This is a genomic window from Pseudomonas sp. S09G 359, assembly GCF_002843605.1.
Taxonomy (GTDB): domain Bacteria; phylum Pseudomonadota; class Gammaproteobacteria; order Pseudomonadales; family Pseudomonadaceae; genus Aquipseudomonas.
Genome location: NZ_CP025263.1, coordinates 3,365,090 through 3,390,528 on the forward strand (window position 1 = coordinate 3,365,090; position 25,439 = coordinate 3,390,528).

General features: G+C 60.8%; 19 protein-coding genes. 16 read left to right on the top strand and 3 right to left on the bottom strand.

What is annotated here, in order from left to right:
- The first annotated feature begins 317 nt into the window (after window positions 1–317).
- The 3 genes from CXQ82_RS15110 to pgm all read left to right on the top strand — a co-directional run bounded on the left by CXQ82_RS15110 (window position 318) and on the right by pgm (window position 4,894).
- Window positions 318–1,742, top strand: a complete 1,425-nt coding sequence (locus CXQ82_RS15110; protein WP_101270304.1) for a hypothetical protein — start codon at window positions 318–320, stop codon at window positions 1,740–1,742.
- Window positions 1,739–3,145 carry a PLP-dependent aminotransferase family protein gene (locus CXQ82_RS15115; protein WP_101270306.1) on the top strand — a complete coding sequence of 469 codons (1,407 nt, stop codon included), beginning with the start codon at window positions 1,739–1,741 and terminating at the stop codon, window positions 3,143–3,145. The genes CXQ82_RS15110 and CXQ82_RS15115 overlap by 4 nt, the downstream gene beginning before the upstream one ends.
- A gap of 105 nt (window positions 3,146–3,250) precedes the next feature.
- Entirely contained in the window at window positions 3,251–4,894 is a 1,644-nt protein-coding gene (pgm, locus tag CXQ82_RS15120) for a phosphoglucomutase (alpha-D-glucose-1,6-bisphosphate-dependent) (RefSeq protein ID WP_101270308.1), read from the top strand.
- A 70-nt stretch (window positions 4,895–4,964) separates the two neighbouring features.
- Here the strand turns inward: pgm and CXQ82_RS15125 are convergent, their stop codons facing one another.
- Window positions 4,965–5,660: a pirin family protein gene (locus tag CXQ82_RS15125; RefSeq protein WP_101270310.1), complete on the bottom strand. Its 696-nt coding sequence runs from the start codon at window positions 5,658–5,660 to the stop codon at window positions 4,965–4,967.
- A 218-nt stretch (window positions 5,661–5,878) separates the two neighbouring features.
- Between CXQ82_RS15125 and CXQ82_RS15130 the strand changes: the two genes are divergently transcribed.
- The gene (locus CXQ82_RS15130) at window positions 5,879–8,326 is read left to right on the top strand and encodes a UvrD-helicase domain-containing protein (RefSeq protein ID WP_101270312.1); all 2,448 of its coding nucleotides are present in this window, start codon (window positions 5,879–5,881) and stop codon (window positions 8,324–8,326) included.
- A 54-nt stretch (window positions 8,327–8,380) separates the two neighbouring features.
- On the opposite strand, the gene CXQ82_RS15135 is transcribed toward CXQ82_RS15130, so the two are convergent.
- A complete protein-coding gene (locus tag CXQ82_RS15135) occupies window positions 8,381–8,653 on the bottom strand; it encodes a DUF1652 domain-containing protein (protein WP_101270314.1) in 273 nt (90 codons plus the stop codon).
- A 257-nt stretch (window positions 8,654–8,910) separates the two neighbouring features.
- On the opposite strand from CXQ82_RS15135, the gene CXQ82_RS15140 reads away from it, so the two are divergent.
- From CXQ82_RS15140 to CXQ82_RS15185, 10 genes are all read left to right on the top strand, one after another.
- Window positions 8,911–9,720, top strand: a complete 810-nt coding sequence (locus CXQ82_RS15140) for an AraC family transcriptional regulator (protein WP_101270316.1) — start codon at window positions 8,911–8,913, stop codon at window positions 9,718–9,720.
- A gap of 49 nt (window positions 9,721–9,769) precedes the next feature.
- Entirely contained in the window at window positions 9,770–11,176 is a 1,407-nt protein-coding gene (locus CXQ82_RS15145; RefSeq protein ID WP_101270318.1) for an FAD-binding oxidoreductase, read from the top strand.
- 26 nt (window positions 11,177–11,202) lie between these two features.
- The gene (locus CXQ82_RS15150) at window positions 11,203–11,544 is read left to right on the top strand and encodes a cupin domain-containing protein (RefSeq protein WP_101270320.1); all 342 of its coding nucleotides are present in this window, start codon (window positions 11,203–11,205) and stop codon (window positions 11,542–11,544) included.
- A gap of 60 nt (window positions 11,545–11,604) precedes the next feature.
- Entirely contained in the window at window positions 11,605–12,684 is a 1,080-nt protein-coding gene (locus tag CXQ82_RS15155) for a polyamine ABC transporter substrate-binding protein (protein WP_101270322.1), read from the top strand.
- Between the two features lie 537 nt (window positions 12,685–13,221).
- Window positions 13,222–14,655 carry a serralysin family metalloprotease gene (locus tag CXQ82_RS15160; protein WP_101270324.1) on the top strand — a complete coding sequence of 478 codons (1,434 nt, stop codon included), beginning with the start codon at window positions 13,222–13,224 and terminating at the stop codon, window positions 14,653–14,655.
- Window positions 14,656–14,704: 49 nt separating this feature from the next.
- A complete protein-coding gene (locus tag CXQ82_RS15165; RefSeq protein WP_101270326.1) occupies window positions 14,705–15,073 on the top strand; it encodes a protease inhibitor Inh/omp19 family protein in 369 nt (122 codons plus the stop codon).
- Between the two features lie 93 nt (window positions 15,074–15,166).
- Window positions 15,167–16,918, top strand: a complete 1,752-nt coding sequence (locus CXQ82_RS15170; RefSeq protein ID WP_101270328.1) for a type I secretion system permease/ATPase — start codon at window positions 15,167–15,169, stop codon at window positions 16,916–16,918.
- Window positions 16,915–18,216 carry an HlyD family type I secretion periplasmic adaptor subunit gene (locus CXQ82_RS15175; RefSeq protein WP_101270330.1) on the top strand — a complete coding sequence of 434 codons (1,302 nt, stop codon included), beginning with the start codon at window positions 16,915–16,917 and terminating at the stop codon, window positions 18,214–18,216. Before CXQ82_RS15170 ends, CXQ82_RS15175 begins: the two co-directional genes overlap by 4 nt.
- A 2-nt stretch (window positions 18,217–18,218) precedes the next feature.
- A complete protein-coding gene (locus CXQ82_RS15180) occupies window positions 18,219–19,556 on the top strand; it encodes a TolC family outer membrane protein (RefSeq protein ID WP_101270332.1) in 1,338 nt (445 codons plus the stop codon).
- 36 nt (window positions 19,557–19,592) lie between these two features.
- Window positions 19,593–21,005 (top strand): lipase, encoded by a 1,413-nt coding sequence (locus tag CXQ82_RS15185; protein WP_101270334.1) that lies wholly within the window; start codon window positions 19,593–19,595, stop codon window positions 21,003–21,005.
- A 60-nt stretch (window positions 21,006–21,065) separates the two neighbouring features.
- Here the strand turns inward: CXQ82_RS15185 and CXQ82_RS15190 are convergent, their stop codons facing one another.
- On the bottom strand, window positions 21,066–21,290 hold the full coding sequence (locus tag CXQ82_RS15190; protein ID WP_101270336.1) for a YgdI/YgdR family lipoprotein: 225 nt from the start codon (window positions 21,288–21,290) through the stop codon (window positions 21,066–21,068).
- A 186-nt stretch (window positions 21,291–21,476) separates the two neighbouring features.
- On the opposite strand from CXQ82_RS15190, the gene CXQ82_RS15195 reads away from it, so the two are divergent.
- Window positions 21,477–23,126 (top strand): VRR-NUC domain-containing protein, encoded by a 1,650-nt coding sequence (locus CXQ82_RS15195; protein WP_101270338.1) that lies wholly within the window; start codon window positions 21,477–21,479, stop codon window positions 23,124–23,126.
- Window positions 23,123–25,378 carry an ATP-dependent DNA helicase gene (locus tag CXQ82_RS15200; protein WP_101270340.1) on the top strand — a complete coding sequence of 752 codons (2,256 nt, stop codon included), beginning with the start codon at window positions 23,123–23,125 and terminating at the stop codon, window positions 25,376–25,378. Before CXQ82_RS15195 ends, CXQ82_RS15200 begins: the two co-directional genes overlap by 4 nt.
- Window positions 25,379–25,439: the final 61 nt, after the last annotated feature.

Genomic DNA, 25,439 nt, shown 5'->3' on the forward strand with positions numbered 1-25,439 from the left:
GTCGGCAAGTGGGAAAGTTACTTGCGTCTATTTGTCGGACACTTCTTTAAATTGCTGGTGAAAGATGTGTAGGACCTTGTCGGAACGGTCCTAAGGCTGCAGCCTTGGATCGCGCTGACCCAGCAAGCCCGGGCGTTGAAGCGCTTGTGGCGTGTAGGCCGCACCTGAGGTTAAGCGTGTCATTTTGTTCTTCGGTGCTAGTGTCTATTCACTGACGGGTGTAATGACGCGCGAACTTCTTAGCCCGCGTAAAATAAGTCGAGCGAATACGTTAAGCATTTGCTTGAAACTGATATTTCAACTCAGGTAGTAGAACGATGAGCACTATTCACGAACAGGCTATGAGTTATGTTTACCAGCAAGTTCTGCAACGCTTGAATGGACACTTTAATCGCGCTGAACGTACGGCGCTGCAATTGCTGATCCAGCGAATCGTTGTGGCGGCCGGGGGCATGGAGCAGGTCGGGGACTACAAGGTGCTGATCGCCCATGGTGGCGGCGAAACCAGCAGCTACGCCCTGGCGATGCTACGCGCGGCGCAATTGTCCATTGCCGGGCGCGCTCCGCGTACCTTTCACCTGCGTGTCGCGACCTTGCGGCACGCTGGCATGACCGAGGGCAGGCTCGAAACCGTCAATCGAGGCTACAGTCGTTTGTTTCTCCACGACGATCCCCGGGTTGAGCTGCTGATGGTGGAAAACCAGGAAGTCCAGCCCTTCAACCACTTGCGCCCGGCCTCGGCCGTCGGCCGCGAGATCAGCCAGCGCAATAGGCTGATGATGGGGCACCTGACCTCCGGAGACTGCCGTGCGATGCTGTGCAACGATACGTATCTGGCCCTGGGGGATTTCTACCAGCGTGCCTCCACCTGGCACGGCGGGGTGCATGCACTGGTCAGTGGTGACTCGCCACGCAAGCAAAGCCACCTGCTTGCCTGGCTCAAGAAAACCGCGCAGGGCGCCGGTGTGCCTATCTCCAAAGGCTGGCCACCGTCGCTCAACGGGTTATTCGCGCGAATGGAAGAGTGGAGCGCCGGCTACTACCGGGATGTGTATGGCGAGCATTACGTAGCGCATGACAACCCGAGCAGCGCCGGGCACCGCAACCTGGCTTACATCGGCATTGCCGACCTGCTGGGCGACATTGACCTGCGGGCATCGTCCTTGCTGTGCGAGTTCATGGACTATGCCCCTGACCCGCTGGGCTTTCACTTTAGCCACCCGTCGTTTTCCAACCCGTTGCTGATGGCTCACCTGCGTGGGTTGCAGGCTCAAAGCCTGCGTGAATTGGACTACGAAGAGGGGGTGGAAGGTTTTATCCAACAGGCGGTGCCCTATATGCGTCGCCTGCAACTGTCCGAGGAATTGTTGGCCGAGGCGAGCACCCGTGAAGGGCGAATGCTGTCGAGCACTTCCGCCAGCCAGTTCTTTGGTCTGGACGAAACCCAGTTGACCTGCCTGCTGTTCTCGCCGTTTATCCATCATGGCGAAAGGCTGGAAGGGTATTTGCGCCAGTGCCACCCAGGCATGCTGGTGGCACTCCCCGAATTGCACAAGGTGCTGCAAGGCAAGCCATCCGCCGAAATGTTGCAACAGTGGGCTATGGACACCAGCGGCCTGCCCATGCCCTTGTTGCAGCACCTGTATCGCAAACGGCCGCTGGCCGGCGCGAACGGCATGCTGCGCACTGCCCGTGCAACGGCGCGCAACACTGCGCAGGCCTTTCAATTGTCCGGCCGATGATCCTGCGCGGCGAGCGGCAGGCCGACTTCGCCTATCAGGCGGTCTATCGCTACATGATCAACCTGATCAACGAAGTCAGCACCGATGCGCGGGTAAAGCTGCCATCCCTGCGGCAATTGGCTGGGCGCCTGAATGTGTCGATCTCGACGATCCAGTATGCCTATTCGCTGTTGGAGAAGGAGGGTAGGGTCTATTCCGTAGCGAAGTCGGGCTATTACGCCTGGCCCATGTCGACAAACCCGTCGAACTGGGCGGGTGGTGATTTGCTTGACCGGCTCTACGCTGCGGCACGCCGCCCAGGAATGGTGGTGCTCAGCGGCGACGAGCCGGCGCTGCTGGCGTCCCTGGATGCAACGTTGTTGCGACAGGAACGAGAGTTGGTGCGCCAATATCCTCGGCATCTGCAACCCTGGTCCCAGCCGTGCGGCGTGTGGGAGCTGCGGGCGATGCTGGCGGCACGCTATACCTCATCGCCCAGGCGCTGTTGGCACGCCGACGATGTCTATATCGGCGCAGACTTGCGTGGTGTGCTTGACATCCTGACTGATGTGCTGGGCCTGAGGGGCGCCACCGTGATTGTCGAGTCGCCCTGCGAGTGGTTGATCCTGCGCCTGTTCCAGGATGCCGGAGTGCACATCATCGAGTTGCCCTGGACAACCGAAGGGCGCCTGGACCTGGCGAGACTTGATCAACTATTACGCGATGAGCCGGTGCAACTGGTGATGTTGTCGTCGGCGGTAAGCCTGCCCTCGGGGGTGGCCATGCCTGCCAGCGACCGGCTGGGAGTCGCGCAACTGTTGGACCGACATGGCTGCTGGTTGCTGGAGAACGACACCGTTGGCGACCTGAGTTTCACCGAGCCGCAAACAGCGTTGCGGGAGTTGGTGAACCCGGAGCGGTTGATCGTATTTTCTTCGTTCGAGAAAGTCCTGGGGCCGGAAGCCCCCTATGGTTATCTGCTGTCGCGGCGCATGAGCAGTGAATTGCAGCGTCAGTTCCTGCTGCGCTCATTCCGTCTGTCGTCGATCCGCCAGCGCGCCATTGCCCGCCTGTATCAAAGTGGGCGGATTGACCGGCACTTGCGTGCGCTGCGTCAACAACTGCAGGAGCAGGCAGCAGAAATGTGCCTGCGCCTGGACGAGCATCTGGGGGATCAGATCACCTACCGGCCGCCAGCCGCCGGGGCGACCTTCTGGCTGGGGTCCACGCGGGCCGTGGACATGCGCCAGGTGTTCCAGCAGCTGCTGGCCCGGCAGGTGGTGATGGCGCCCGGCGAACTGTTCAGCGTCAGTGGCCTGCACCACCAGCATTTGCGCATGAGCCATACATTTCATGGGCAGCCCAACCTGCATGAGGCCCTGGTGGCATTAAGCGAAGCACTGCGTCAGGCCCAGATAGGCTGAGTGCGTGAAGTTTCTCTTGATGCTGTAGGATCGATACCGTCGCGCAGCAGTCCAACTCTCAGTAAACTGCCATTTTTTCCAAATCCTTCTTTTCGAGGTTTATGCATGACAATCAGTCCTTTTGCGGGCAAGCCGGCGCCAGCCCAGTTGCTGGTGGATATCCCGCGACTGGTCACGGCCTATTACACCGGCCAGCCTGATGCAGCAATCTCCACCCAGCGCGTGGCCTTCGGTACTTCCGGGCATCGCGGCAGCTCGTTCGAACTGAGCTTCAACGAATGGCACGTGCTCGCCATCAGCCAGGCCATCTGCTTGTACCGTGAAGCCCAAGGCATCAATGGCCCGCTGTTCGTAGGCCTGGACACCCACGCACTGTCGACGCCCGCCGGTGCCAGCGCGCTGGAAGTGCTGGCCGCCAACGGCGTGCACGTGATGCTGGCCGAAGGCGATGAGTACACGCCAACCCCGGCGATTTCCCACGCCATCATCTGCTACAACCGTGGCCGTACCAGCGGCCTGGCTGACGGTATTGTTATTACCCCGTCCCACAACCCGCCGCAAAGCGGGGGCTACAAGTACAACCCGCCCAATGGTGGCCCGGCCGATACCCATGTGACCAAGTGGATCGAAGCCAAAGCCAACGAGCTGCTGGCCAATAAACTGGCCGGGGTCAAGCGGATTTCCCACGCCCAGGCGCTCAAGGCCGACACGACTCATCGTCACGATTACCTCAACAGCTACGTGGCCGACCTGATCAACGTCATCGACATGGATGCTATCCGTAGCGCCGACCTGCGCCTGGGCGTAGACCCGTTGGGCGGAGCAGGGGTGCGCTACTGGTCGGCCATTGCCGAGCACTACCGCCTGAACCTGGAGGTTGTGAACACTGAAGTCGACTCCACGTTCCGCTTCATGAGCGTCGACTGGGATGGCCAGATCCGTATGGACCCGTCCTCCAGCTACGCCATGCAAAGCCTTATCGGCCTCAAGGAGCGCTTTGACGTCGCGTTCGCCTGCGACCCGGACCACGACCGCCACGGCATCGTTACCCCGTCCGGCGGCCTGTTGGCGCCGAACAATTACCTGGCGGTGTCCATCGACTACCTGTTCCAGAACCGTCCTGACTGGCGCGCCGACGCGGCCGTGGGCAAGACCGTGGTCAGCAGCGGCCTGATCGATCGCGTGGCCGCACGCATGGGTCGCCGCTTGTATGAGGTGCCGGTGGGCTTCAAGTGGTTCGCCGATGGCTTGTTCGAAGGCTCGCTGGGCTTTGGCGGTGAAGAAAGCGCTGGCGCCTCGTTCCTGCGCAAGGATGGCACTGTATGGAGCACCGATAAGGACGGCCTGATCCCGGCCTTGCTGGCGGCAGAAATGACCTCGCGCAAAGGCCAGGACCCCAGCCAGATCTACCGTGGGCTGACCGACGCGCTGGGCGAGCCCTTCGCCATTCGTGTCGATGCCAAGGCCACCCCGGCGCAAAAAGCCTTGCTGGGCAAGCTGTCGCCACAGCAGGTGACCTCCACCGAACTGGCCGGCGAAAGCATCCAGCAGATCCTCAGCCACGCGCCTGGCAACAACCAGGCGATTGGCGGCTTGAAAGTGATGACCGAAAACGGCTGGTTCGCCGCACGGCCATCGGGCACCGAGGACATCTACAAGATCTACGCCGAAAGTTTTATTGGCGAAGATCACCTCAAGCAGCTGGTGGAAGAGGCACAGGTGCTGGTAGACGGCGCCATTTCGGAATAACTGACACCCTGATGTAAAAATGTGGGAGGGGACAAGCCCCTCCCACAGTTGTTATTGGTCAGGGTTGAGATCAAGCCAGATCGACCAACACAATCTCACTGTCTTCAATCGCGGTAACCCGCAATACCTGCTCATCCTCCACCGCAACCCCGTCTCGAGCCTGCGCACGCAAGCCATTGACTTCAATCACGCCCGTGGCCGGTACCAGATACGCCCGGCGCCCGCTGTCCAGCCGGTATTCGGCACTTTCCCCGGCTTTCAGGTTGGCCGCCACCAGGCGTGCATCGGCGCGAATACGCAGGCTTTCACTGTCACCGGCCTTGCCGCTGGCCAGGGTTACAAAACCTTCGCGGTCGCCCTGTGGAAATGGCTTGGCACCCCAGGACGGCGGCAGCCCGGCTTCATTCGGGATAATCCAGATCTGGAAAATCTTGGTCGGCGTGGCCTCCAGGTTGTATTCGCTATGGGCGATCCCGGTGCCAGCACTCATCACTTGTACATCGCCGGCCTCGGTGCGGCCTTTGTTGCCCAGGTTGTCGGCATGGCTGATGGCGCCCTCACGCACATAGGTGATGATTTCCATGTCGCGGTGCGAGTGCTGCGGGAAGCCGGTGCCAGGGGCGATGATGTCGTCGTTCCACACCCGCAGGTTGCCCCAGTGCATGCGCTTGGGGTCGTGGTACTCGGCAAATGAAAAGTGGTGATGGGCGTCAAGCCAGCCATGGTGGGCGCCGCCCAAAGAGTTGAAAGGTCGAAGTTCAAGCATGATTGCCTCCTGTTGATGCACCTATCATCCAATAGCCCATGATCGATAAAAAGCGTAAAAAGTGCCTAATTCCTATCGACCGATTAGATTGGTTACTGGCGTTTTGACTTTCACTTCATCGCCTAACTGCATGACAGCAAAGCAATTGGCTGGAACTGAACGTCGATTCCGGCGACCATGGCGCACTTGTTGAAACCCAGCTCATCGCAGGAGTCCGCGTGCCGCAACAAAAGCCAGATTTGCCTCCCGAACTGCGCCCCCTGGCAGACATGCCGCTATTCAAGCGCCTTGCCGCGCGCCTGTTCGGCCACGGCCTGACGCGCCTGCGCGCCCAGCACCGGTTTTCCTGGTTGCATGGGCAAGCCGACGGTTTTCGCAGTGGCCATGAGGCTGGTGTTGAATACGGTTACCGTGAAGGCAAGGCAGACGGCATCGAAGAAGGCCGGCAGGTCTTGCTGATTCGCGACTTTCGCCCGGATGAGCACCGTGCGCCTGGCGTGGATGACAGCCTGTTCGATGATTGGCGCCTGCCGCTGAGCGCCGATATCAAGAAGCGCATCAAGGCCGATGTGGCCCGCCTGCTGCCGGCACAGGCCCAGCCCAGCGCAGCACAATGGAAGATGATCTTCAGCGATACACCTTCGACGTCGGTGATCGCCGGCGCCGGTGCGGGCAAGTCCACCTCGCTGGTACTGCGTATCTTGCTGCTCACCCATTACCTCGGCTTTGAACTGAGCTCGATGACGGTGGTGACCTTTACCCGTGAGTCGCGCAAAGACTTCGTCAACAAGCTCATGGAAATTCTCAGCCTGTGGGGCCAACCCCTTGGTCTCAAAGAGGCTCAGGCGGTGGTGCGTACCTTTCACTCACGTATCCTGCCGATGGTGCGCAGCTTGCCGGGTTTTGAGCGCCTGCAAGCCTTCGAGAACCTCAGCAGCGGCGTTGAAGAAGCCGACAGCAATCCGTTTGACCTGCGCATCAGCGACGCCCAGCGCCAGCAGATGAACGCCTGTTATCACCGGTTGCATGGCCAGCATGCGCGTTTTCGCGAGCTGATCACCCCGCTGGCCCGCCAGGGCCTGCAACTCCGGGAGCTGGAGCGCGACCACCCGGACGTGCAGAAGCGCGTAGCGGTGACCGAACTGGCCGCCAAACGTGATGAAGAACTGTGCGATGTGATCGAAGACCTGTGGTTTCGCGCCGGCGCCTGGCCGATCAAAGGCATTGAGCCAAGCCGCGAAACCTTCGAGATCAATGGCGCGCAGTTTCATTGCCACGGCTACATCCCTGAGCTGGACGCGTGGGTGGTGCTGGGCTTCGATGCGCGGGAAAACCCTCAGGTCAGCCGCCCCAATGCAAAACTGTCGGTGCGCGCAGAGTGGGCGGTAAAGCGCACACTGTTTCAAGCTTTCTGTCGTAAGCCATTGATATGGTTAGATAGTTACGACTCATCAAGACGTCTTTTAAGCAGCCTGGCCGGTGATGCCAGCGCCGGTCCCGGCTTTGATTACAAGGTCAAGGGCGAACTGGCGTCGGCGCCGCTGCTGGACAGTTTCGTCGCCGCAGCCGGCTTTATCGAAAACCTCGGGCTCGACGTGCCAACCGCCGTTGGCCAGATGAGTTTCGCCAAGGACGACCCGGACCGTTTCTTCTTTGAAGCCCTGAGCATCTTCTGGAAAGCCCTGGAAGACCATCTGCTCGACCAATCCCCGCCGATCATGACCTACAACCGGATGTTCTCGTTGTTTGGCGAAAACACCCCGGAGAACCTCAAGCTGCTCAGTGACCCGCTGCTGCGGCCGATGTCACACCTGATGATCGATGAGTTCCAGGACGTTTCGCCGCAGATTGTCTCGTGGCTGCGTGCCAGCCTGCGCGAAATCCGTAGTCGCGGCCCGGCGATGCACGTGGGCCGTGGCGCGCAACGCTCCTCGCTGCTGTGCGTGGGGGATGACTGGCAGTCTATCTACGGCTGGCGCGGCAGTTCGCCCAAGTACTTTATGGAGTTCAACCAGGAGTTTCCTTCGCCGAGCACCACACGCGTGATGCTCGGTGAGAACTACCGTAGTCACCAGCACGTCATCGATGCGGCCGAGCATATCGTGCGCGCCGCCCCGGCTATCCCTGGCAAAAAGGCCAAGGCCAGTGGCATTCCCAAGGCGCTGGTGCCGGTGGTGGTGCAAGAGCGAGATGATGCCGCGCTGGGCCGGCAATTGCTGGAGCACTATCAGAAGGGTGACTCGGTGTTGATGCTGTATCGAAAAAGTAGCGATAAGCTATTGATTCAAGAGCATATTCAGTCTGTAGTTAATGTAGATTCTAGCTTGCCGCCTCAAGCGCGTCGCCTGAAGCAACTGACTTATCACAGCGCCAAAGGCCTGCAAGCGGATGCAGTGTTTCTGCTTGGGGATTGCCAACACATGACCAGCTCGCCCTACAAGAACCAGGTCTATCGCATGGCGGGCCTGGGCAAGGACGGCGACAGCGAGCCTTATGACAGCGCGCAAAAGGACGAAGTGTTGCGCCTGGCCTATGTCGGAATTACCCGGGCGGTCAGCCATTGCTATTGGTATGTGGAGAAGCCCGAAGGCCAGGCGGTGAATGTGCCGAAGGCGTCGGAGCGGGTGGATGGCAAAAAAGCGTTCTTCGACGACCGGCGTACTTGAAGGTTACTGAAACCAATGTGGGAGGGGGCTTGCCCCTCCCACTTTGAATCGTGCTCAAGCCCGCAACGATAGCGGCGGCACAAAGCATTCCAACTCATCCTCCACCGCCTCGATAATACGTTCCACATCAGCGGCGTTCATCACCGTGGCGCACGGGATGCCGGCGATCGCGATCAGGGTTTCACCGCTGGCGCGGTCGAACAGGCGGGCGACCATACTGCCCGGCGCATCCATGCTGCCCTCAAAACCCATCGGATGAAAATGCCAGCGCATCAGCTGGCAGGCGTTGGGGAACGTCACTTTGTTCATCTTGCCCACCTTGTTCATTGAGCGCTTCCTTTAGCTCGCGGCAGGGGGCCATGACCGTCACTGGTCGTGGCGTCGGAGCACTAAAAATAGCATTCGTTCGCAGCCCCGAGCGCACTTTTTTCGCTCCGTTCGGCAGTTGTTTTTGATTAACTTGATGCAGGTCATGTCCTCGGAAAAAACCAGGCAAAAGGCCATTAGTCCGAACCGCCAATCTGTGATTGAACGTGCCGATAAAATTCGGCAATCTCCAAGGTTTACCCGCCGCAGAGCCGTCCATGCCCGACATCGCCCCAGACGATGATTGCCAGCACACCCAAGCCACGGGCGACCTGGTGTTGCGCCACCACCTGTGTTGGCGTCATCGCGACCTCGAAGGGGTGATGTCCTACTACCACCCGGACATCCAGTACCACGATTTCTTCCAGAACCGTGTCATCGACTACGCCGAGTTGCGTGCGTACCTGCAAGCCAGCATGCCCCGTGAGGCCGACGAGGCGATTGAACACACCGACCGTATCCGCGCCGATGGCGACACGGCGTTTATCCAGTACCGCATCACCTTGCGGGGGAGCCAGGGCCTGGTGTCGTTTCGCACCAGCGAGGCCATCACTGTGCGTGACGGGCTGATCTGGCGGGTCAATGAATACGCGTCCCTGGTGCATGAACGGCCCGCCCAGGCATCGCGGCCCACGGTCAGCCGACTCGGCCTGTCGCCCCAGCAACTGGGGCATATGGCCAATGACCTGCAGCAGTATTTCGAACTCAAGCAACCCTACCTGGACCCGGAGCTGGACCTGCAACGGGTTTCCAGGGAATGTGGCTACAGCCGTAATCAGATTTCCTACTTGCTCAACCAGGTGCTGGGGCAAAGCTTCTATCGCTACGTCAACCACGCACGGCTCCAGCATTTGCTCGCGGCGCTGGACAGCGCCGTGCCGCCGATAAAGGTCGACGACCTGGCCTTCGCCGCCGGTTTCAACTCGTTGTCGGCGTTCTACAGTGCGTTCCGCCAGCATACGGGCCAATCGCCCAAGGCCTACGTTAAACAAATTTCCCTGCGTGCACGCGCGCAAGACAGCCCCTGACACTGCGCTCTAGGATCCCCCCTATCGCAACGTGGTAGGGGAGCTTGGCATGCCAGCATGGCGCAATATCAGTTTATGGATGGACCAGTTGGACGACCCGCTGCAGGCACGGCCGTCGCTGGCCCATGACCTGGACGTCAACGTCGCCATTATCGGCGCCGGCTACACCGGCCTGTGGACCGCCTATTACCTGAAACGCCAGGCGCCTGAGCTGAACATCGTGATCATCGAGGCGCAAACCGCAGGTTTCGGTGCCTCTGGCCGCAACGGCGGCTGGCTGATGGGCAACCTGCTCGGTGAAGACCGCCTGCTGGCCGGCCTGGCGCCCGAACAACGCCGCGCGTCCTACGACCTGCTGCACGCTATCCCTGACGAAGTGGCCGAGGTGCTGGCCCGTGAAGGCATCGACTGCGACTACCGCAAAGGCGGCGCGCTGTACTGTGCCGCGCGCTACCCCGAGCAGGAAGGCAGCCTGCGCCGCTACCTGGACAAACTCCATGCCCAGGGCCTCACCGAGGCCGACTACCGTTGGCTGAGCCCGCAGCAATTGGCTGAACAGATCCGCATCGCCAAGCCCTATGGCGGTATCTATGCACCCCATGTTGCCACGATCAATCCGGCCAAGCTGGTACGTGGCCTGGCGCGGGTGGTGGAAAGCATGGGCGTGACGATTTATGAAAACAGCCCGGTCACCCATTGGCAGTCCGGCAGCCTGCGCACCGCCCATGCCGGCGTGCGTGCCGCGTGGGTGGTGCCCGCAGTGGAGGGCTATGCGAATACCTTGCCGCCGTTGGGCCGGTTTCAACTGCCGGTGCAAAGCCTGATTGTCGCCACCGAGCCATTGCCGGCCAGTACCTGGGATGAAATTGGCCTGAGCCACGGCCAGGCCTTTGGCGAGAGCAGCCGCCAAGTCACCTACGGCCAACGCTCGGCGGATAACCGCCTGGTATTCGGTGCCCGGGGTGGCTATCAGTTCGCCGGCAAGCTGCGGCATAACTTTGATTTGACCGACAGCGAGGTGGAACTGCGTCGCTACCTGTTCGGTGAACTCTTCCCACAGCTTAAGAACGTGCGGATTACCCATTCCTGGGGCGGCAACCTCGGCATGTCGCGTAATTTCCGACCGCACATGCTCTGCGATAACAACACCGGCGTCGCCTTGTCCGGCGGCTATGGCGGGGAGGGCGTGGGTGCCACCAACCTGGGCGGCCGGACCCTGGCCGACCTGATCCTGGGCCGCGATACACCGTTGACCCGACAACCCTGGGTCATCCGCGAGCGCGGCCTGGACGCGCTCAAGGCCTGGGAGCCCGAGCCCTGCCGCTGGCTGGGTTACAACGCGATCATCCGCAGTTTTGTCCATGAAGACCAAGTGCTGGCCAACCCCAATAGCGCGCCGTGGCGCCGCAAGCTGGCGACTGGCGTGGCGGGGTTCATGGAAGGGTTCATGCAGTAAGTCGTTTCACTCACACGGGAAAACCCATGAGCATCACTCAATTCAAAGACACCCTGAACGCCCACCTGCCGGACTCATCGCCGGTGGCCGTGCCCTTGGGCGAGCCAGTCGCCGTGGCCTCGACCCTGAGCGTGGAGCGTAATGACGGCGTCGAAACCGGCATCTGGGAATGCACCCCGGGCCGCTGGCGTCGGCAGATCAAATCCCAGGAGTTTTGCCACTTTATCCAGGGCCGCTGCACCTTCACCCCCGACAGCGGTGAAATCGTTCACATAGAAGCCGGCGATGCACTGATGTTGCCGGCCAATAGCACCGGTATCTGGGATATCCAGGAAACCGTGCGCAAGACCTACGTATTGATTCTGTAACGCTTTGATCCTTGATCGCCTGCCATAAAAACAGCCCTATAACCGCCAGGAAATCGAACCATGAAAGCCATTGCCCTGTTGCCCTTGATGTTGGTGGCCTCTCTCAGCCAGGCCGCCGAGATGGTGAAAATCTACAACTGGTCGGACTACATCGCCCCGGACACCACCAAGAACTTCCAGAAAGAAACCGGCATCGGTTTTACCTACGACGTCTACGACAGCAATGAGACGCTGGACGGCAAGTTGATGACCGGTAAATCCGGTTACGACGTGGTGTTCCCGTCCAACCATTTCATGGCCCGGCAGATCCAGGGCGGCGCCCTCAAAAAGCTCGACAAGAGCCAGCTGCCCAACTGGAAAAACCTCAACCCGGTATTGCTCAAGGCCCTGGAAAACAATGACCCTGGCAATGCCCATGGCTTCCCGTACCTGTGGGGCAGCACCGGCATTGGCTACAACATCGACAAGGTCAAGGCGGTGTTGGGTGATAACGCTCCGGTAGATTCCTGGGACCTGATCTTCAAGCCCGAGAACATGGCCAAACTGCAAAAATGCGGCGTGGCGATCCTCGACAATGGCCCCGAATTACTGCCTGCCGCGTTGAATTACCTGGGCCTGCCGCACCACAGCAAGAAGGCCGAGGACTATAAGAAGGCCGAAGACCTGCTGATGAAAGTGCGGCCTTACGTGGCGTACTTCCACTCCTCGAAATACACCGCGGACTTGGCCAACGGCGATATCTGCGTGGCCGTCGGTTTCTCCGGCGATATCCTGCAAGCTGAAAGCCGCGCCAAGGAAGCCAAGAACGGCGTGAATATCGGCTACAACATTCCCAAGGAAGGCGCCGCCATCTGGTTCGATATGGTCGCCATGCCCGCCGACGCGCCCGACGAAAAAGCCGGCTACGCGTTCATGAACTACCTGCTGCGCCCGGAAGTGATGGCCAGCATCACCAACTACGTGCATTACGCCAACGGTAACGAAGCCGCCGACAGCCTGGTGGACCCGGCGATCAAGGCGGATACCAAGGTGTACCCGAGCCCGGAAATGATGGGCAAGTTGTTCGCGTTGGAGGCGATGCCGTTGAATATCGACCGGATCCGTACGCGAGTGTGGAACACCATCCGTACCGGCCGCTGAAGAAAGGGCGTGGCTCTGTGTGGCGAGCGGGCTTGCCCGCGTTGGGCTGCGCAGCAGCCCCGAGACCTGCCACCGGGTTTACCTGACAAACCGCATTGGTCTTTGCTGGGGCCGCTTCGCGCCCCAACGCGGGCAAGCCCGCTCGCCACAAATAACATGGGTGTCCCGGTTATCGGGGGCAACTGTAATTATATTAGCCGTAGTGGCTGTTTAATGTTGCTAATGACACCGTGACAATATATTGGATCCATTATTCAACTAGGCCGCCCAACTTGGGCGGCTTTACCTCTATTTAATATTTAAATAAGTCCCGCTGTCTTTTGTCGGACAAAATTGAAGGCGCCCAATAGATACGGCCTCGTACTTCCTGATGTTATTTGCGCAGCATGTTTTTGCCGCGCAAATAGATGTAGACGAATGATTTCAAGTTGTGTCAGTTTTCTTACGCCTTCAAAAGAGGCGAGTGATAGGACGATCTCGCCCGCGGGGTTCCTATCGATCAAAGACTGATGCACTTGCAAACAAGGAAGTACGTTTATGTCAAAAGTTAAAGACAAGGCTATCGTGTCGGCGGCGCAAGCCAGCACCGCTTATTCGCAAATCGATAGCTTCAGCCATCTGTATGACCGTGGCGGCAACCTCACGGTCAATGGCAAGCCGTCCTACTCCGTCGACCAGGCAGCAACCCAGCTGCTGCGTGACGGTGCCGCTTACCGGGACGCTGATGGCAACGGCAAGATCGATCTGACCTACACCTTCCTGACCTCGGCCTCCTCGAGCACCATGAACAAACATGGCATCTCCGGGTTCAGCCAGTTCAACGCCCAGCAGAAAGCCCAGGCCGTGTTGGCCATGCAATCCTGGGCCGATGTGGCCAATGTTACCTTCACCGAGAAAGCCAGCGGCGGTGACGGCCACATGACCTTCGGCAACTACAGCGGTGGCCAGGACGGCGCTGCGGCCTTCGCCTACCTGCCCGGCACCGGCGCGGGCTACGACGGCACCTCGTGGTACCTGACCAACAGCAGCTACACGCCGAACAAGACCCCGGACTTGAACAACTACGGCCGGCAGACCCTCACCCACGAAATCGGCCACACCCTCGGCCTGGCCCACCCTGGCGACTACAACGCCGGCAATGGCAACCCGACCTACAACGACGCGACCTATGGACAGGACACGCGCGGCTACAGCCTCATGAGTTACTGGAGCGAGAGCAACACCAACCAGAACTTCAGCAAAGGCGGGGTCGAGGCCTATGCGTCCGGGCCGCTGATCGACGATATTGCGGCGATCCAGAAGCTCTACGGCGCCAACTACAACACCCGTGCCGGTGACACCACCTACGGCTTCAATTCCAACACCGGGCGGGATTTCCTCAGCGCCACCTCCAACGCCGACAAGCTGGTGTTCTCGGTCTGGGACGGTGGCGGCAATGACACCCTCGACTTCTCGGGTTTTACCCAGAACCAGAAGATCAACCTCAATGAGGCCTCGTTCTCCGACGTTGGCGGCCTGGTCGGCAACGTGTCCATCGCCAAGGGCGTGACCATCGAGAACGCCTTCGGTGGCGCGGGCAACGATCTGATTATCGGCAACAATGCGGCCAACGTGATCAAGGGCGGCGCCGGCAATGACCTGATCTACGGCGGTGGCGGTGCAGACCAGCTGTGGGGCGGCGCCGGCAACGACACCTTTGTGTTCGGCGCCAGTTCTGACTCCAAGCCGGGTGCAGCGGACAAGATCTTTGACTTTACCTCCGGTTCGGACAAGATCGACCTCAGCGGCATCACCAAAGGCGCAGGCCTGACGTTCGTCAACGCGTTCACCGGGCATGCCGGCGATGCGGTGCTGACCTACGCGGCAGGCAGCAACCTGGGGACATTGGCAGTCGACTTTTCCGGGCACGGCGTGGCGGATTTCCTCGTCACCACCGTAGGCCAGGCGGCGGTCAGCGACATCGTGGCGTGATGCAAGAGCGCGGCGTTTCGGCGCCGCGCTTTGCCCAGGGAGCGTAAAGATGCAGCGTTTTTTCAACTTGATCGCCTGCGTTTTGCAGGTGATGTTCGTGTCGGCAGGAGCCCACGTCATGGCGAGCAGTCTTGTTTTACCCACCAGCGCCCAGTTGGCCGGGCACTGGCAATTGCACCAGGCAGGCCAGGTATGTGCCGTGGACCTGCTGGAAGCGGCGAATGCCCTGGGCGGTGATGTGGCCTGTGTTGCGCAATGGCTGGGGGACAAACCCCTGAGCTGGTCGCCGACACCCGATGGCATCTGGCTGATGAACGCCGAAGGCAGCGGCATTACCCATTTGAATCGGCAGAAAGAAGGTGAATACCAGGGGCGTACCCCGTCCGGCGCGGTAGTTGTATTGCAGCGCGTGCCTTAGTTAGCGTTAAACCGGTATTTATTAGTTGGCCGCCCCGCATCAGGGGCCGGGGCAACTATTGCGCGTCGTTTGGTTCAAGGAAGATCATTAGAGATGGCCAAGCCCACTGCCGTGGCGCCTTTATTCAAAGCGCTGGGTGAATATAAGAGTATCTTGATCAGTGTTGGCTGCTTCACGGCATTAATTAACCTGTTAATGCTGGTGCCCTCGATTTACATGCTGCAAGTGTACGATCGTGTACTGTCCTCGCAGAATGAAACCACCTTGGTGATGTTGACGCTGATGGTCGTGGGGTTCTTCGCGTTTATTGGTACCCTGGAAGTTATTCGCAGTTTTATCGTGATCCGCATCGGCAGCCAGCTGGAGCGGCGTTTCAACTTGCGCGTGTACAAGGCCGCGTTTGAACGCAACCTGCAGCGCGGCCAGGGGCATGCCGGGCAGTCGCTCGGGGATTTGACCCATATTCGCCAATTCATCACCGGACCGGCACTGTTCGCGTTTTTCGATGCGCCGTGGTTTCCCATCTATCTGTTTGTGATCTTCCTCTTCAACGTCTGGCTTGGCGTGTTGGCCACCGCCGGGGCGGTGCTGTTGATTGGCCTGGCGTGCCTCAATGAGTACCTGACCAAAAAGCCCCTGGGCGAAGCCAGCGGTTACTCCCAGCAATCGACCCAGCTGGCCACCAGCCATTTGCACAATGCCGAAACCATCCAGGCCATGGGCATGCTGGGCGCGTTGCGCGCCCGCTGGTTTGCCGTGCACTCGAAATTCCTGGGGTTGCAGAACACTGCCAGTGACACCGGCTCGGTGATCACCGCGTTGAGCAAGTCCCTGCGCCTGTGCCTGCAATCCCTGGTGCTGGGGCTGGGGGCGCTGCTGGTGATCAGGGGCGATATGACCGCCGGGATGATGATCGCCGGTTCCATCCTGATGGGCCGGGTGCTCAGCCCCATCGACCAGTTGATTGCGGTGTGGAAGCAATGGAGTTCGGCCAAGCTGGCTTACCAGCGCCTGGATGAGCTGCTGCGCGAGTGCCCGCCGGACAGTGCGCCGATGAAACTGCCGGCGCCGAAGGGCCAGGTTAGTTTCGAACAGGTCAGCGCGGGCCCGCCGGGGCGGCGCCTGGCCACCCTACAGCAGGTCAGCTTCAACCTTAGCGCTGGCGAAGTGCTGGGCGTGCTCGGCGCCTCGGGCTCCGGCAAATCGACCCTGGCCCGGGTGCTGGTGGGTGTGTGGCCAACCCTGGCCGGCACCGTACGCCTGGACGGTGCGGATATCCATCGCTGGGACCGCGACGACCTCGGCCCGCACATCGGCTATCTGCCCCAGGACATCGAACTGTTCAGCGGCAGCATCGCCGACAACATCGCGCGTTTTCGCCAGGCTGACCCGGCATTAGTGGTGCAGGCCGCACAACAAGCCGGTGTGCATGAATTGATCCTGCGTTTGCCCCAAGGCTACGACACGCTGCTGGGCGACAACGGCGGCGGCCTGTCCGGCGGGCAGAAACAACGCGTGGCACTGGCCCGTGCGTTATACGACGGGCCGCGCCTGATCGTGCTGGATGAACCCAACTCCAACCTCGATACCGTCGGCGAAGCCGCACTGGCCAGCGCCATCGTGCAGATGAAGGCCCAGGGCAGCAGCGTGGTGTTGGTCACTCACCGCTCTTCGGCACTGGCCCAGGCCGACAAGCTGCTGGTCCTCAGCGAAGGGCACTTGCAGGCATTCGGGCCGAGCCAGGAGGTGCTGCGCGCGTTGTCCGGCCAGCAGGAGGCGCCCAAGGAAAAGACCGGGGTGAGTTTCAGTCGTCAGTATCAAGCCGGAAGGAATCCAGGCGCATGAGCAGCATCACTTTTGAGCAACGCGACGCGGGGTTTTTCGTGCGTTTGGGCTGGTGGCTGACGGTACTCGGCGCCGGTGGGTTTTTCCTCTGGGCCAGCCTGGCGCCACTGGACCAAGGCATTCCGGTGCAGGGTACGGTGGTGGTGTCGGGCAAACGCAAGGCGGTGCAAACCTTCAGCCCCGGCGTGGTCAGCCGGATACTGGTGAGGGAGGGCGAGGCGGTGAAGCAGGGCCAGCCATTGTTTCGTCTCGACCAGACCCAGAGCCAGGCCGACGTACAATCCCTGCAAGCCCAGTACCGCATGGCCTGGGCCAGTGTGGCCCGCTGGCAGAGCGAGCGTGACAACCACGCCAGCATCCGCTTTCCCGCTGAGCTGAGCGCCAACCCCGAGCCAGCCCTGGCGCTGGTGCTGGAAGGCCAACGCCAGTTGTTCAGCAGCCGCCGCGAAGCCTTTGCCCGTGAGCAGGGGGGCATCCGCGCCAATATCGACGGCGCCGCCGCGCAACTCGCTGGCATGCGCCGTGCCCGCAGCGACTTGAATGCCCAGGCCCAATCCCTGCGCGACCAACTGGCCAACCTGCAACCCCTCGCCGACAACGGCTACATCCCGCGCAACCGGCTGATGGAATACCAACGCCAGTTGTCCCAGGTGCAACAGGACCTGGCGCAGAACACCGGTGAAAGTGGCCGGGTGGAGCAGGGCATCCTTGAATCGCGGCTGAAATTGCAACAGCACAGTGAGGAATACCAGAAGGAGGTACGCAGCCAGCTCGCCGACGCGCAGTTGCGCAGCCTGACCCTGGAGCAGCAACTCACCTCGGCCGGCTTCGACCTGCAACACAGCGACATCAACGCCCCGGCTGATGGCATTGCAGTCAACCTCAGCGTGCATACCGAGGGCGCCGTGGTGCGCGCCGGTGAAACCCTGCTGGAGATTGTGCCCCAGGGCACCCAGCTGGAAGTGGAGGGGCATCTGCCGGTGCACCTGGTGGATAAGGTCGGCACGCACCTGCCGGTGGATATCCTCTTCACCGCTTTCAACCAGAGCCGCACCCCGCGTGTGCCGGGTGAGGTCAGCCTGATTTCCGCCGACCAGATGCTGGATGAGAAGACCGGCGCGCCGTATTACGTGCTGCGCACCACGGTGAGCGAAGCGGCGCTGGAGAAACTCCAGGGCCTGGTGATCAAGCCGGGCATGCCCGCCGAAATGTTCGTGCGCACCGGCGAGCGGTCGTTGCTCAATTACCTGTTCAAGCCGCTGCTGGATCGCGCCGGCTCCGCGTTGACCGAGGAATGAGCATGAAACCTGTGTTCATCGCCTTATTGCTGGTCAGCGCCAATGCCCAGGCGGCCATGGGCCCGTTCGATGTGTACGAGCAGGCCCTGCGCAACGACCCGGTATTCCTCGGCGCCCTCAAGGCGCGCGACGCCGGCCTGGAAAACCGTGCTATCGGCCGCGCTGGCCTGTTGCCCAAGCTGTCCTACAACTACAACAAGGGCCGCAACAACTCCCAGGCGACCTTGCCCGACGGGCGCGGCGGCAGTTACCACGACGACCGCAACTACAACAGCTACGGCTCGACCTTCAGCCTGCAACAGCCGCTGTTCGACTACGAGGCCTACGCCAACTACCGCAAGGGCGTGGCCCAGGCACTGTTCGCCGATGAAAGCTTTCGCGACAAGAGCCAGGCGCTGCTGGTGCGGGTGCTGAGCTATTACACCCAGGCGCTGTTTGCCCAGGACCAGATCGACATTGCCCGCGCCAAGAAAAAGGCATTCGAGCAGCAGTTCCAGCAGAACCGGCACCTGTTCGAGCAGGGCGAGGGCACGCGCACCGATATTCTCGAAGCCGAGTCGCGCTATGAACTGGCCACGGCCGAAGAGATCCAGGCGCTGGATGAGCAGGATGCTTCGCTACGTGAACTGGGCGCATTGATTGGCGTGCAGAGCGTCGACATCCATGACCTTGCGCCGTTGAACCAGGGTTTCGCCGCGTTCACCCTGGCACCGGCCAACTTCGACACTTGGCATGAGCTGGCGATCAGCAACAACCCCACGCTCGCGTCCCAACGCCAGGCGCTGGAAGTGGCGCGTTTTGAAGTGGAGCGCAACCGTGCCGGGCATTTGCCCAAGGTCACCGCCTATGCCAGCTCGCGCCAGCAGGAGTCTGACAGCGGCAACACCTACAACCAGCGTTATGACACCAATACCATTGGTGTCGAGGTCAGCCTGCCGCTGTACGCCGGTGGCGGTATTTCGGCCTCCACGCGCCAGGCCAGCCGCGCCATGGAGCAGGCCGAGTACGAGCTGGAAGGCAAGACCCGCGAAACCCTGATCGAGCTGCGCCGGCAGTTCAGCGCGTGCCTGTCGGGGGTGAGCAAATTGCGCGCTTATCAAAAGGCCCTGGCGTCCGCGGAAGCGCTGGTGGTGTCGACCAAGCAAAGCATCCTCGGTGGCGAGCGCGTCAACCTTGATGCCTTGAACGCCGAGCAGCAGCTCTACAGCACCCGTCGCGACTTGGCCCAGGCGCGCTACGACTATTTGATGGCCTGGACCAAATTGCATTACTACGCCGGCAACCTGCGTGACACCGACCTGGCCAAGGTGGACGAGGCCTTTGGCCCGACACCGCACTGATTCGCTTCTTCGACCAATAACAAAAGAGGCAATACCATGGGTGTGTTTGACTATAAAAACTTCGGGGCCGAGGGCTCCAAAGTGCTGTTCGCCGATGCCATGGCGATCACCTTGTATACCTACCACAACCTGGATAACGGCTTTGCCGTGGGCTATCAGCACAACGGGTTGGGTCTCGGTCTGCCGGCCACGCTGGTCGGTGCGCTGCTCGGCAGCAGCGACTCACAGGGTGTAATTCCGGGTATCCCCTGGAACCCCGATTCGGAAAAAGCCGCCCTCGACGCGGTGCAAAAAGCCGGCTGGACGCCCATCAGCGCCAGCGCCCTGGGCTACGCCGGTAAGGTTGACGCCAGGGGCACGTTCTTTGGTGAAAAGGCCGGCTACACCACGGCCCAGGTCGAGGTGCTGGGCAAGTACGATGACGCGGGCCAACTGTTGGAAATCGGCATTGGCTTTCGTGGCACCTCCGGCCCACGGGAAAGTTTGATCAGCGATTCCATCGGCGACCTGGTCAGCGACCTGCTCGCAGCGCTGGGGCCCAAGGATTATGCGCGGAACTACGCCGGTGAAGCCTTTGGCGGCTTGCTCAAAAACGTCGCCGACTATGCCACCGCCCATGGCCTGAGCGGTGCGGACGTGTTGGTCAGCGGCCACAGCCTGGGCGGCTTGGCTGTCAACAGCATGGCCGACTTGAGCAGCAGCCAATGGGCGGGTTTCTATAAGGATGCCCACTACGTGGCCTACGCCTCGCCGACCCAGAGCGCCGGCGACAAGGTGTTCAATGTCGGCTATGAAAACGACCCGGTGTTTCGCGCGCTGGATGGCTCATCCTTCAATTGGTCATCCCTGGGCGTGCACGACACACCCCATGCCTCGACCACCGACAATATTGTCAGCTTCAACGACCACTACGCGTCGACGCTGTGGAATGTGCTGCCGTTTTCCATCACCAACCTGCCAACCTGGATTTCGCATTTGCCCAGCGGTTATGGCGACGGCATGACGCGCATCCTGGAGTCCGGGTTCTATGAGCAGATGACCCGCGACGCCACGATTATCGTCGCCAACCTGTCCGACCCGGCCCGGGCCAACACCTGGGTGCAGGACCTCAACCGCAATGCCGAGCCGCACAAGGGCCCGACCTTTATCATCGGCAGCGACGGCAACGACCTGATCCAGGGCGGCAAGGGCGCGGACTTTATCGAGGGTGGCAAGGGTAATGACACGATTCGCGACAACAGCGGGCATAACACCTTGTTGTTCAGCGGCGATTTTGGCCAGGACCGGGTGATTGGCTATCAGCCCACGGACACGCTGGTGTTTAAAGATGTGCAGAGAAATATGGACGTGCGCGAACACGGCTCGGATACGGTGATCAGCTTCGGCGCGGATACAGTGACGTTGGTGGGGGTGGTTGGGCTGACGGGGGAGGGGATTATCATCGGTTAAACCTGTGGGAGGGGGCTAGTCGAGTCGTCGCACCGCCCCTCCCACATTTGATTGGCTGAATCAGTCTTCTTTGCGTACGGTGGCGACGTCGTCGGCCTTGACGCGGATGCGCTTGCCGGCAATGTCAGTGAACTCGTAGAAACCGTCGGCGGTCTTGGTTTTTGGGGAATCCTTGGTCAAATACTGCGTGCCGTTTTGCAGTGTCACTACGGTTTGCGTCGCGCAACCGGCCAATAGCAGAAAAGTGAGTGCAACCAGTGGCAGACCCAAATTCTTCATGTTCATAACCCTTACCTTTAACCCTGAAAAATCCCACGCCATGGGCGCGGGCCACAAATGTTACGCCATCGACTCACCCATCTGATCACTTTTATCCAGAAAGTTGCCTGCGCCATTTATCCATTACCGATTGCAACAAGGCTTTTACGTCGTCACTCTGTATACATAACCAGTATTTGATCCTTGCGTACCATGGCCAACCCCCTCGAAGACCCGCTCTATTACCTGCATAACTTCCGCCAGGTCCTGCATTGGCTGGGGCAACGCTATGCCGACCTGCTTGATCCTGAAGAAGTGCATTTCATTCAGCAATTTGACAGGTTGCCGCAAGCCTCCCAGGCCTTGCTGGTGCGCATGGTCATGCGCAAGGGCGTGCATTTTCGTGCGGGCAAACTCAATTACGCAGAGATCGGTTGCGCCCATACCGCAGCCGAACCGTTGTTGACGCAGGGCTGGGTTGAGGCACATTGCCCGCTGCCATTTGAAGTGCTCTTCGCTTTGCTGCAAAAGAGCGAGCTGCTGGGAGCCTTCAAACCCTGGATCGACCAGCCCAAGGGCAATAAAGCCGACTGGCTGGACGGCTTGGCCGCGCAGTTCACCGAGCAGCGCAGTTTTGCCGAGTGGTGCCCCGACCTCGCCGACAGCCTGTACAGCCTCACCATCATGGACTTGTGCGACCGCCTGCGGCTGATGTTTTTCGGCAATCTGTATCAGGATTGGTCCGAGTTTGTGTTGGCCGACCTGGGCATCTACACCTATGAAAAGGTCGACATTTGCGCCGAATCCCGTGGTTTGCGCAGCCGTGATGATGTGCACGGCTACCTGTTCCTGCACCAGTGCCAGCAAGCATTTGAAAGCGGCGAAGCGCTGGAAGACGTGCTGACGCGGATGGCAACACTGAATACGGACAACCCCTGGCTGGAAAAACGCCGGGCCAAGCTGTTATTCCAGATCGGCCAGCATTGCGAGCGCATCGCCGAGCTGGCCCTGGCGCAGCAGATCTACCGCAACTGCGCTTACCCCGGCGCTCGAGCGCGGTTGATCCGCGTGCTGGAACGCCAGGAGGATTACGCCCAGGCGATGGCCCTGGCGAGCGCCGCGTACCTGGCACCGGAAACCCCCGCCGAGCAACAGCACCTGCAGCGGGTGTTGCCACGCCTGCGGCGCAAGCTCGGTGAGCCGGCGATGCCCAAGGCCAAGCCCCGGCCCGTCACACGCATTGACCTGGAAATCGCTTTGCTCGAACCGCTGGTATCGGTGGAATACTGCGTGCAGGCCCACCTCAGCGAACCCGAGGCGCCGGTGCACTATGTGGAAAATGGCCTGATCAACTCGCTGTTCGGCCTGCTGTGCTGGGAGGCGATTTTCGCGCCATTGCCGGGGTCGTTTTTCCACCCGTTCCAGCGTGGGCCGGCGGATTTGCACAGCGAAGACTTCCATTCGCGGCGCGCACCGCTGTTTGCCGCGTGTTTCGAGCAACTGCAGGATGAGCGCTACAAGACCAGCATCCGCCAGCGGTTTGCCGAGAAATGGGGCATACAGTCGCCTTTCGTATTCTGGAACCTGCTCACCGAGGAGCTACTGGACCAGGCCTTGGACTGCCTGCCCGCCGAACACCTGCGCCACTGGTTCGAACGGCTGTTGCTGGACATCCGTGCCAACCGCGCCGGTATGCCGGACCTGATCCAGTTCTGGCCTGCGCAAAAGACCTACCGCATGATCGAGGTCAAGGGCCCCGGCGATCGCCTGCAAGACAACCAGCTGCGCTGGCTGGAGTTCTGCGGCGAATACCAGATGCCGGTCACTGTCTGCTATGTGCGCTGGGCGGAGCAGCCGGCTTGAGTTATACCGTGGCCGTACGCGCGCTGTGTGAGTTTACGGCCAAGGTCGGCGACCTGGACCTGCGCTTCACGCCATCGCCCAGCGCTCAGGAAGGCATTGCCGGCCATCGCACCGTTGCCTCGCGGCGCAGTGCGCACTATCAACATGAAGTGGCCCTGGACGGCGAGTATCAGCAGCTCAAGGTGCGCGGCAGGGCAGACGGCTATGACCCCGACACCAACCGCCTGGAAGAAGTAAAGACCTATCGCGGCGACCTCGACGCCCAGCCGGCCAACCACCGACAACTGCACTGGGCCCAGGCCCAGGTGTACGGCTGGTTGATGTGCCAGAAGCTCGGCCTCACGGAAATCAACTTGGCGCTGGTGTACTTCGACATCGTCGGCGAAGGCGAAACACAGCTCAACAGACACTTCCAGGCGGCCGAACTGGAAGCGTTCTTCAACAGGCAATGCGCGTTGTTCCTCGGCTGGGCCCAACAGGAAATGCAGCACCGCGAAGCGCGCAACGCTGCCGCGCAAACCTTGAGTTTTCCCCACGCTGACTTTCGCCCCGGCCAGCGCGCCCTCGCCGAGTCGGTGTACAAGGCCGCCTCCACCGGGCGCTGCCTGATGGCCCAGGCGCCCACCGGCATCGGCAAAACCATCGGCACGATCTTTCCGTTGCTCAAGGCCCTGGCGCCGCAACAACTGGACAAGGTGTTGTTTCTTACCGCCAAGACGCCCGGGCGCAAGCTGGCCCTCGATGCCTCCCAGGTGCTCTTTACCAGCAGCCCCGAGCTGCAACTGCGGGTGCTGGAGCTGGTGGCGCGGGACAAAGCCTGCGAACACCTGGACAAAGCCTGCCACGGCGATTCCTGCCCGTTGGCCAAGGGTTTCTACGATCGCTTGCCCGCCGCACGGATCGCCGCGTCACAGGTGCGCCTGCTGAACCAGCGCAATCTGCGCGACGTGGCCCTGGCCCATGACGTGTGCCCCTATTACCTGAGCCAGGAAATGGCGCGCTGGGCCGACGTGGTGGTAGCCGACTACAACTACTATTTCGATTTTGGCGCCATGCTCTTCGGCCTCGCCCAGCTTAACCAGTGGCGCGCCGCCGTGCTGGTGGACGAAGCCCACAACCTGGTAGAACGCGCTCGTTCGATGTACAGCGCGAGCCTCGACCAGTACAGCCTCAAAACCCTGCGCGAGATGGCGCCCGAGCCCTTGAAGAAACCCTTGCAGCGCCTGAATCGCGAATGGAATGCGCTGCACAAGGATCAGCTGGCACCGTACCAGGCCTATGCTGCGCGCCCGGAAAAACTGCTGCAGGCCCTGAGCCTGTGCGCCAGCGCGATGGGCGACTACTTCAATGACCATCCCGAGGCGCTGGCGGGTGATCTGCAAGCCTTCTACTTTGAAGCGCTGCAGTTTGCCAAGGTGGCCGAGCTGTTCAATGAACACTTCATCTTCGATATCAGCAAGCGCCAGTTCAGTGGCAAGCGCAGTAGTTCAATCCTGTGCCTGCGCAATGTGGTGCCCGCCGAGTTCATCCGCCCGCGCTTGACCGCCGCACGCAGCAGCGTGCTGTTTTCTGCGACTTTAAGCCCGCGTCATTACTATGCCGATCTGTTGGGCCTGCCAGCGGACACGGCGTGGATCGATGTGGAATCGCCATTCAAGGCTGAGCAATTGCAGGTGCACATTGTCGATCAAGTCTCGACGCGCTTTGTGCATCGCCAGGCGTCATTGGCGCCCATCGTAGAACTGATCGCTCGCCAGTTCGCGCAACAACCGGGCAACTACCTGGCGTTTTTCTCAAGCTTTGACTACCTGCAACAGGTGGCGCAACTGCTGGCCGAGTGTTACCCGCAGATCCCGCTGTGGCAGCAGTCGCGCGGTATGGCCGAGGCCGAGCGCCAGGCCTTTCTCGACCAGTTCACCGAGCACAGCCAGGGTATTGGTTTTGCCGTGCTCGGCGGCGCCTTCGGCGAGGGCATCGATTTACCCGGCGCGCGCTTGATCGGCGCGTTCATCGCCACCTTGGGCTTGCCGCAACTGAACCCGGTCAACGAGCAAATGAAAGCGCGCATGGGTGCGATCTTTGGCGCCGGCTACGACTACACCTACCTGTATCCCGGCATCCAGAAGGTGGTGCAGGCCGCGGGCCGGGTGATCCGCAGCCAGCACGACCGCGGCGTGGTGCTGTTGATCGACGACCGTTTCGGCGAGGCGCGGGTGCGCCAGTTGCTGCCGCGCTGGTGGGTCGTAGATTGAATTATTCCCCGCGTCAATGATGCTGGTGCCTGCGCCGTGAAACCCGCAGGCTAGGCAAAAC

Bases quoted from the DNA above. Each gene is read 5' to 3' on its own strand.
- CXQ82_RS15110 (WP_101270304.1), top strand. From the start codon at position 318: ATGAGCACTATTCACGAACAGGCTATGAGTTATGTTTACCAGCAAGTT.
- CXQ82_RS15115 (WP_101270306.1), top strand. From the start codon at position 1,739: ATGATCCTGCGCGGCGAGCGGCAGGCCGACTTCGCCTATCAGGCGGTC.
- pgm (WP_101270308.1), top strand. From the start codon at position 3,251: ATGACAATCAGTCCTTTTGCGGGCAAGCCGGCGCCAGCCCAGTTGCTG.
- CXQ82_RS15125 (WP_101270310.1), bottom strand. From the start codon at position 5,660: ATGCTTGAACTTCGACCTTTCAACTCTTTGGGCGGCGCCCACCATGGC.
- CXQ82_RS15135 (WP_101270314.1), bottom strand. From the start codon at position 8,653: ATGAACAAGGTGGGCAAGATGAACAAAGTGACGTTCCCCAACGCCTGC.
- CXQ82_RS15140 (WP_101270316.1), top strand. From the start codon at position 8,911: ATGCCCGACATCGCCCCAGACGATGATTGCCAGCACACCCAAGCCACG.
- CXQ82_RS15145 (WP_101270318.1), top strand. From the start codon at position 9,770: ATGCCAGCATGGCGCAATATCAGTTTATGGATGGACCAGTTGGACGAC.
- CXQ82_RS15150 (WP_101270320.1), top strand. From the start codon at position 11,203: ATGAGCATCACTCAATTCAAAGACACCCTGAACGCCCACCTGCCGGAC.
- CXQ82_RS15155 (WP_101270322.1), top strand. From the start codon at position 11,605: ATGAAAGCCATTGCCCTGTTGCCCTTGATGTTGGTGGCCTCTCTCAGC.
- CXQ82_RS15160 (WP_101270324.1), top strand. From the start codon at position 13,222: ATGTCAAAAGTTAAAGACAAGGCTATCGTGTCGGCGGCGCAAGCCAGC.
- CXQ82_RS15165 (WP_101270326.1), top strand. From the start codon at position 14,705: ATGCAGCGTTTTTTCAACTTGATCGCCTGCGTTTTGCAGGTGATGTTC.
- CXQ82_RS15170 (WP_101270328.1), top strand. From the start codon at position 15,167: ATGGCCAAGCCCACTGCCGTGGCGCCTTTATTCAAAGCGCTGGGTGAA.
- CXQ82_RS15175 (WP_101270330.1), top strand. From the start codon at position 16,915: ATGAGCAGCATCACTTTTGAGCAACGCGACGCGGGGTTTTTCGTGCGT.
- CXQ82_RS15180 (WP_101270332.1), top strand. From the start codon at position 18,219: ATGAAACCTGTGTTCATCGCCTTATTGCTGGTCAGCGCCAATGCCCAG.
- CXQ82_RS15185 (WP_101270334.1), top strand. From the start codon at position 19,593: ATGGGTGTGTTTGACTATAAAAACTTCGGGGCCGAGGGCTCCAAAGTG.
- CXQ82_RS15190 (WP_101270336.1), bottom strand. From the start codon at position 21,290: ATGAACATGAAGAATTTGGGTCTGCCACTGGTTGCACTCACTTTTCTG.
- CXQ82_RS15195 (WP_101270338.1), top strand. From the start codon at position 21,477: ATGGCCAACCCCCTCGAAGACCCGCTCTATTACCTGCATAACTTCCGC.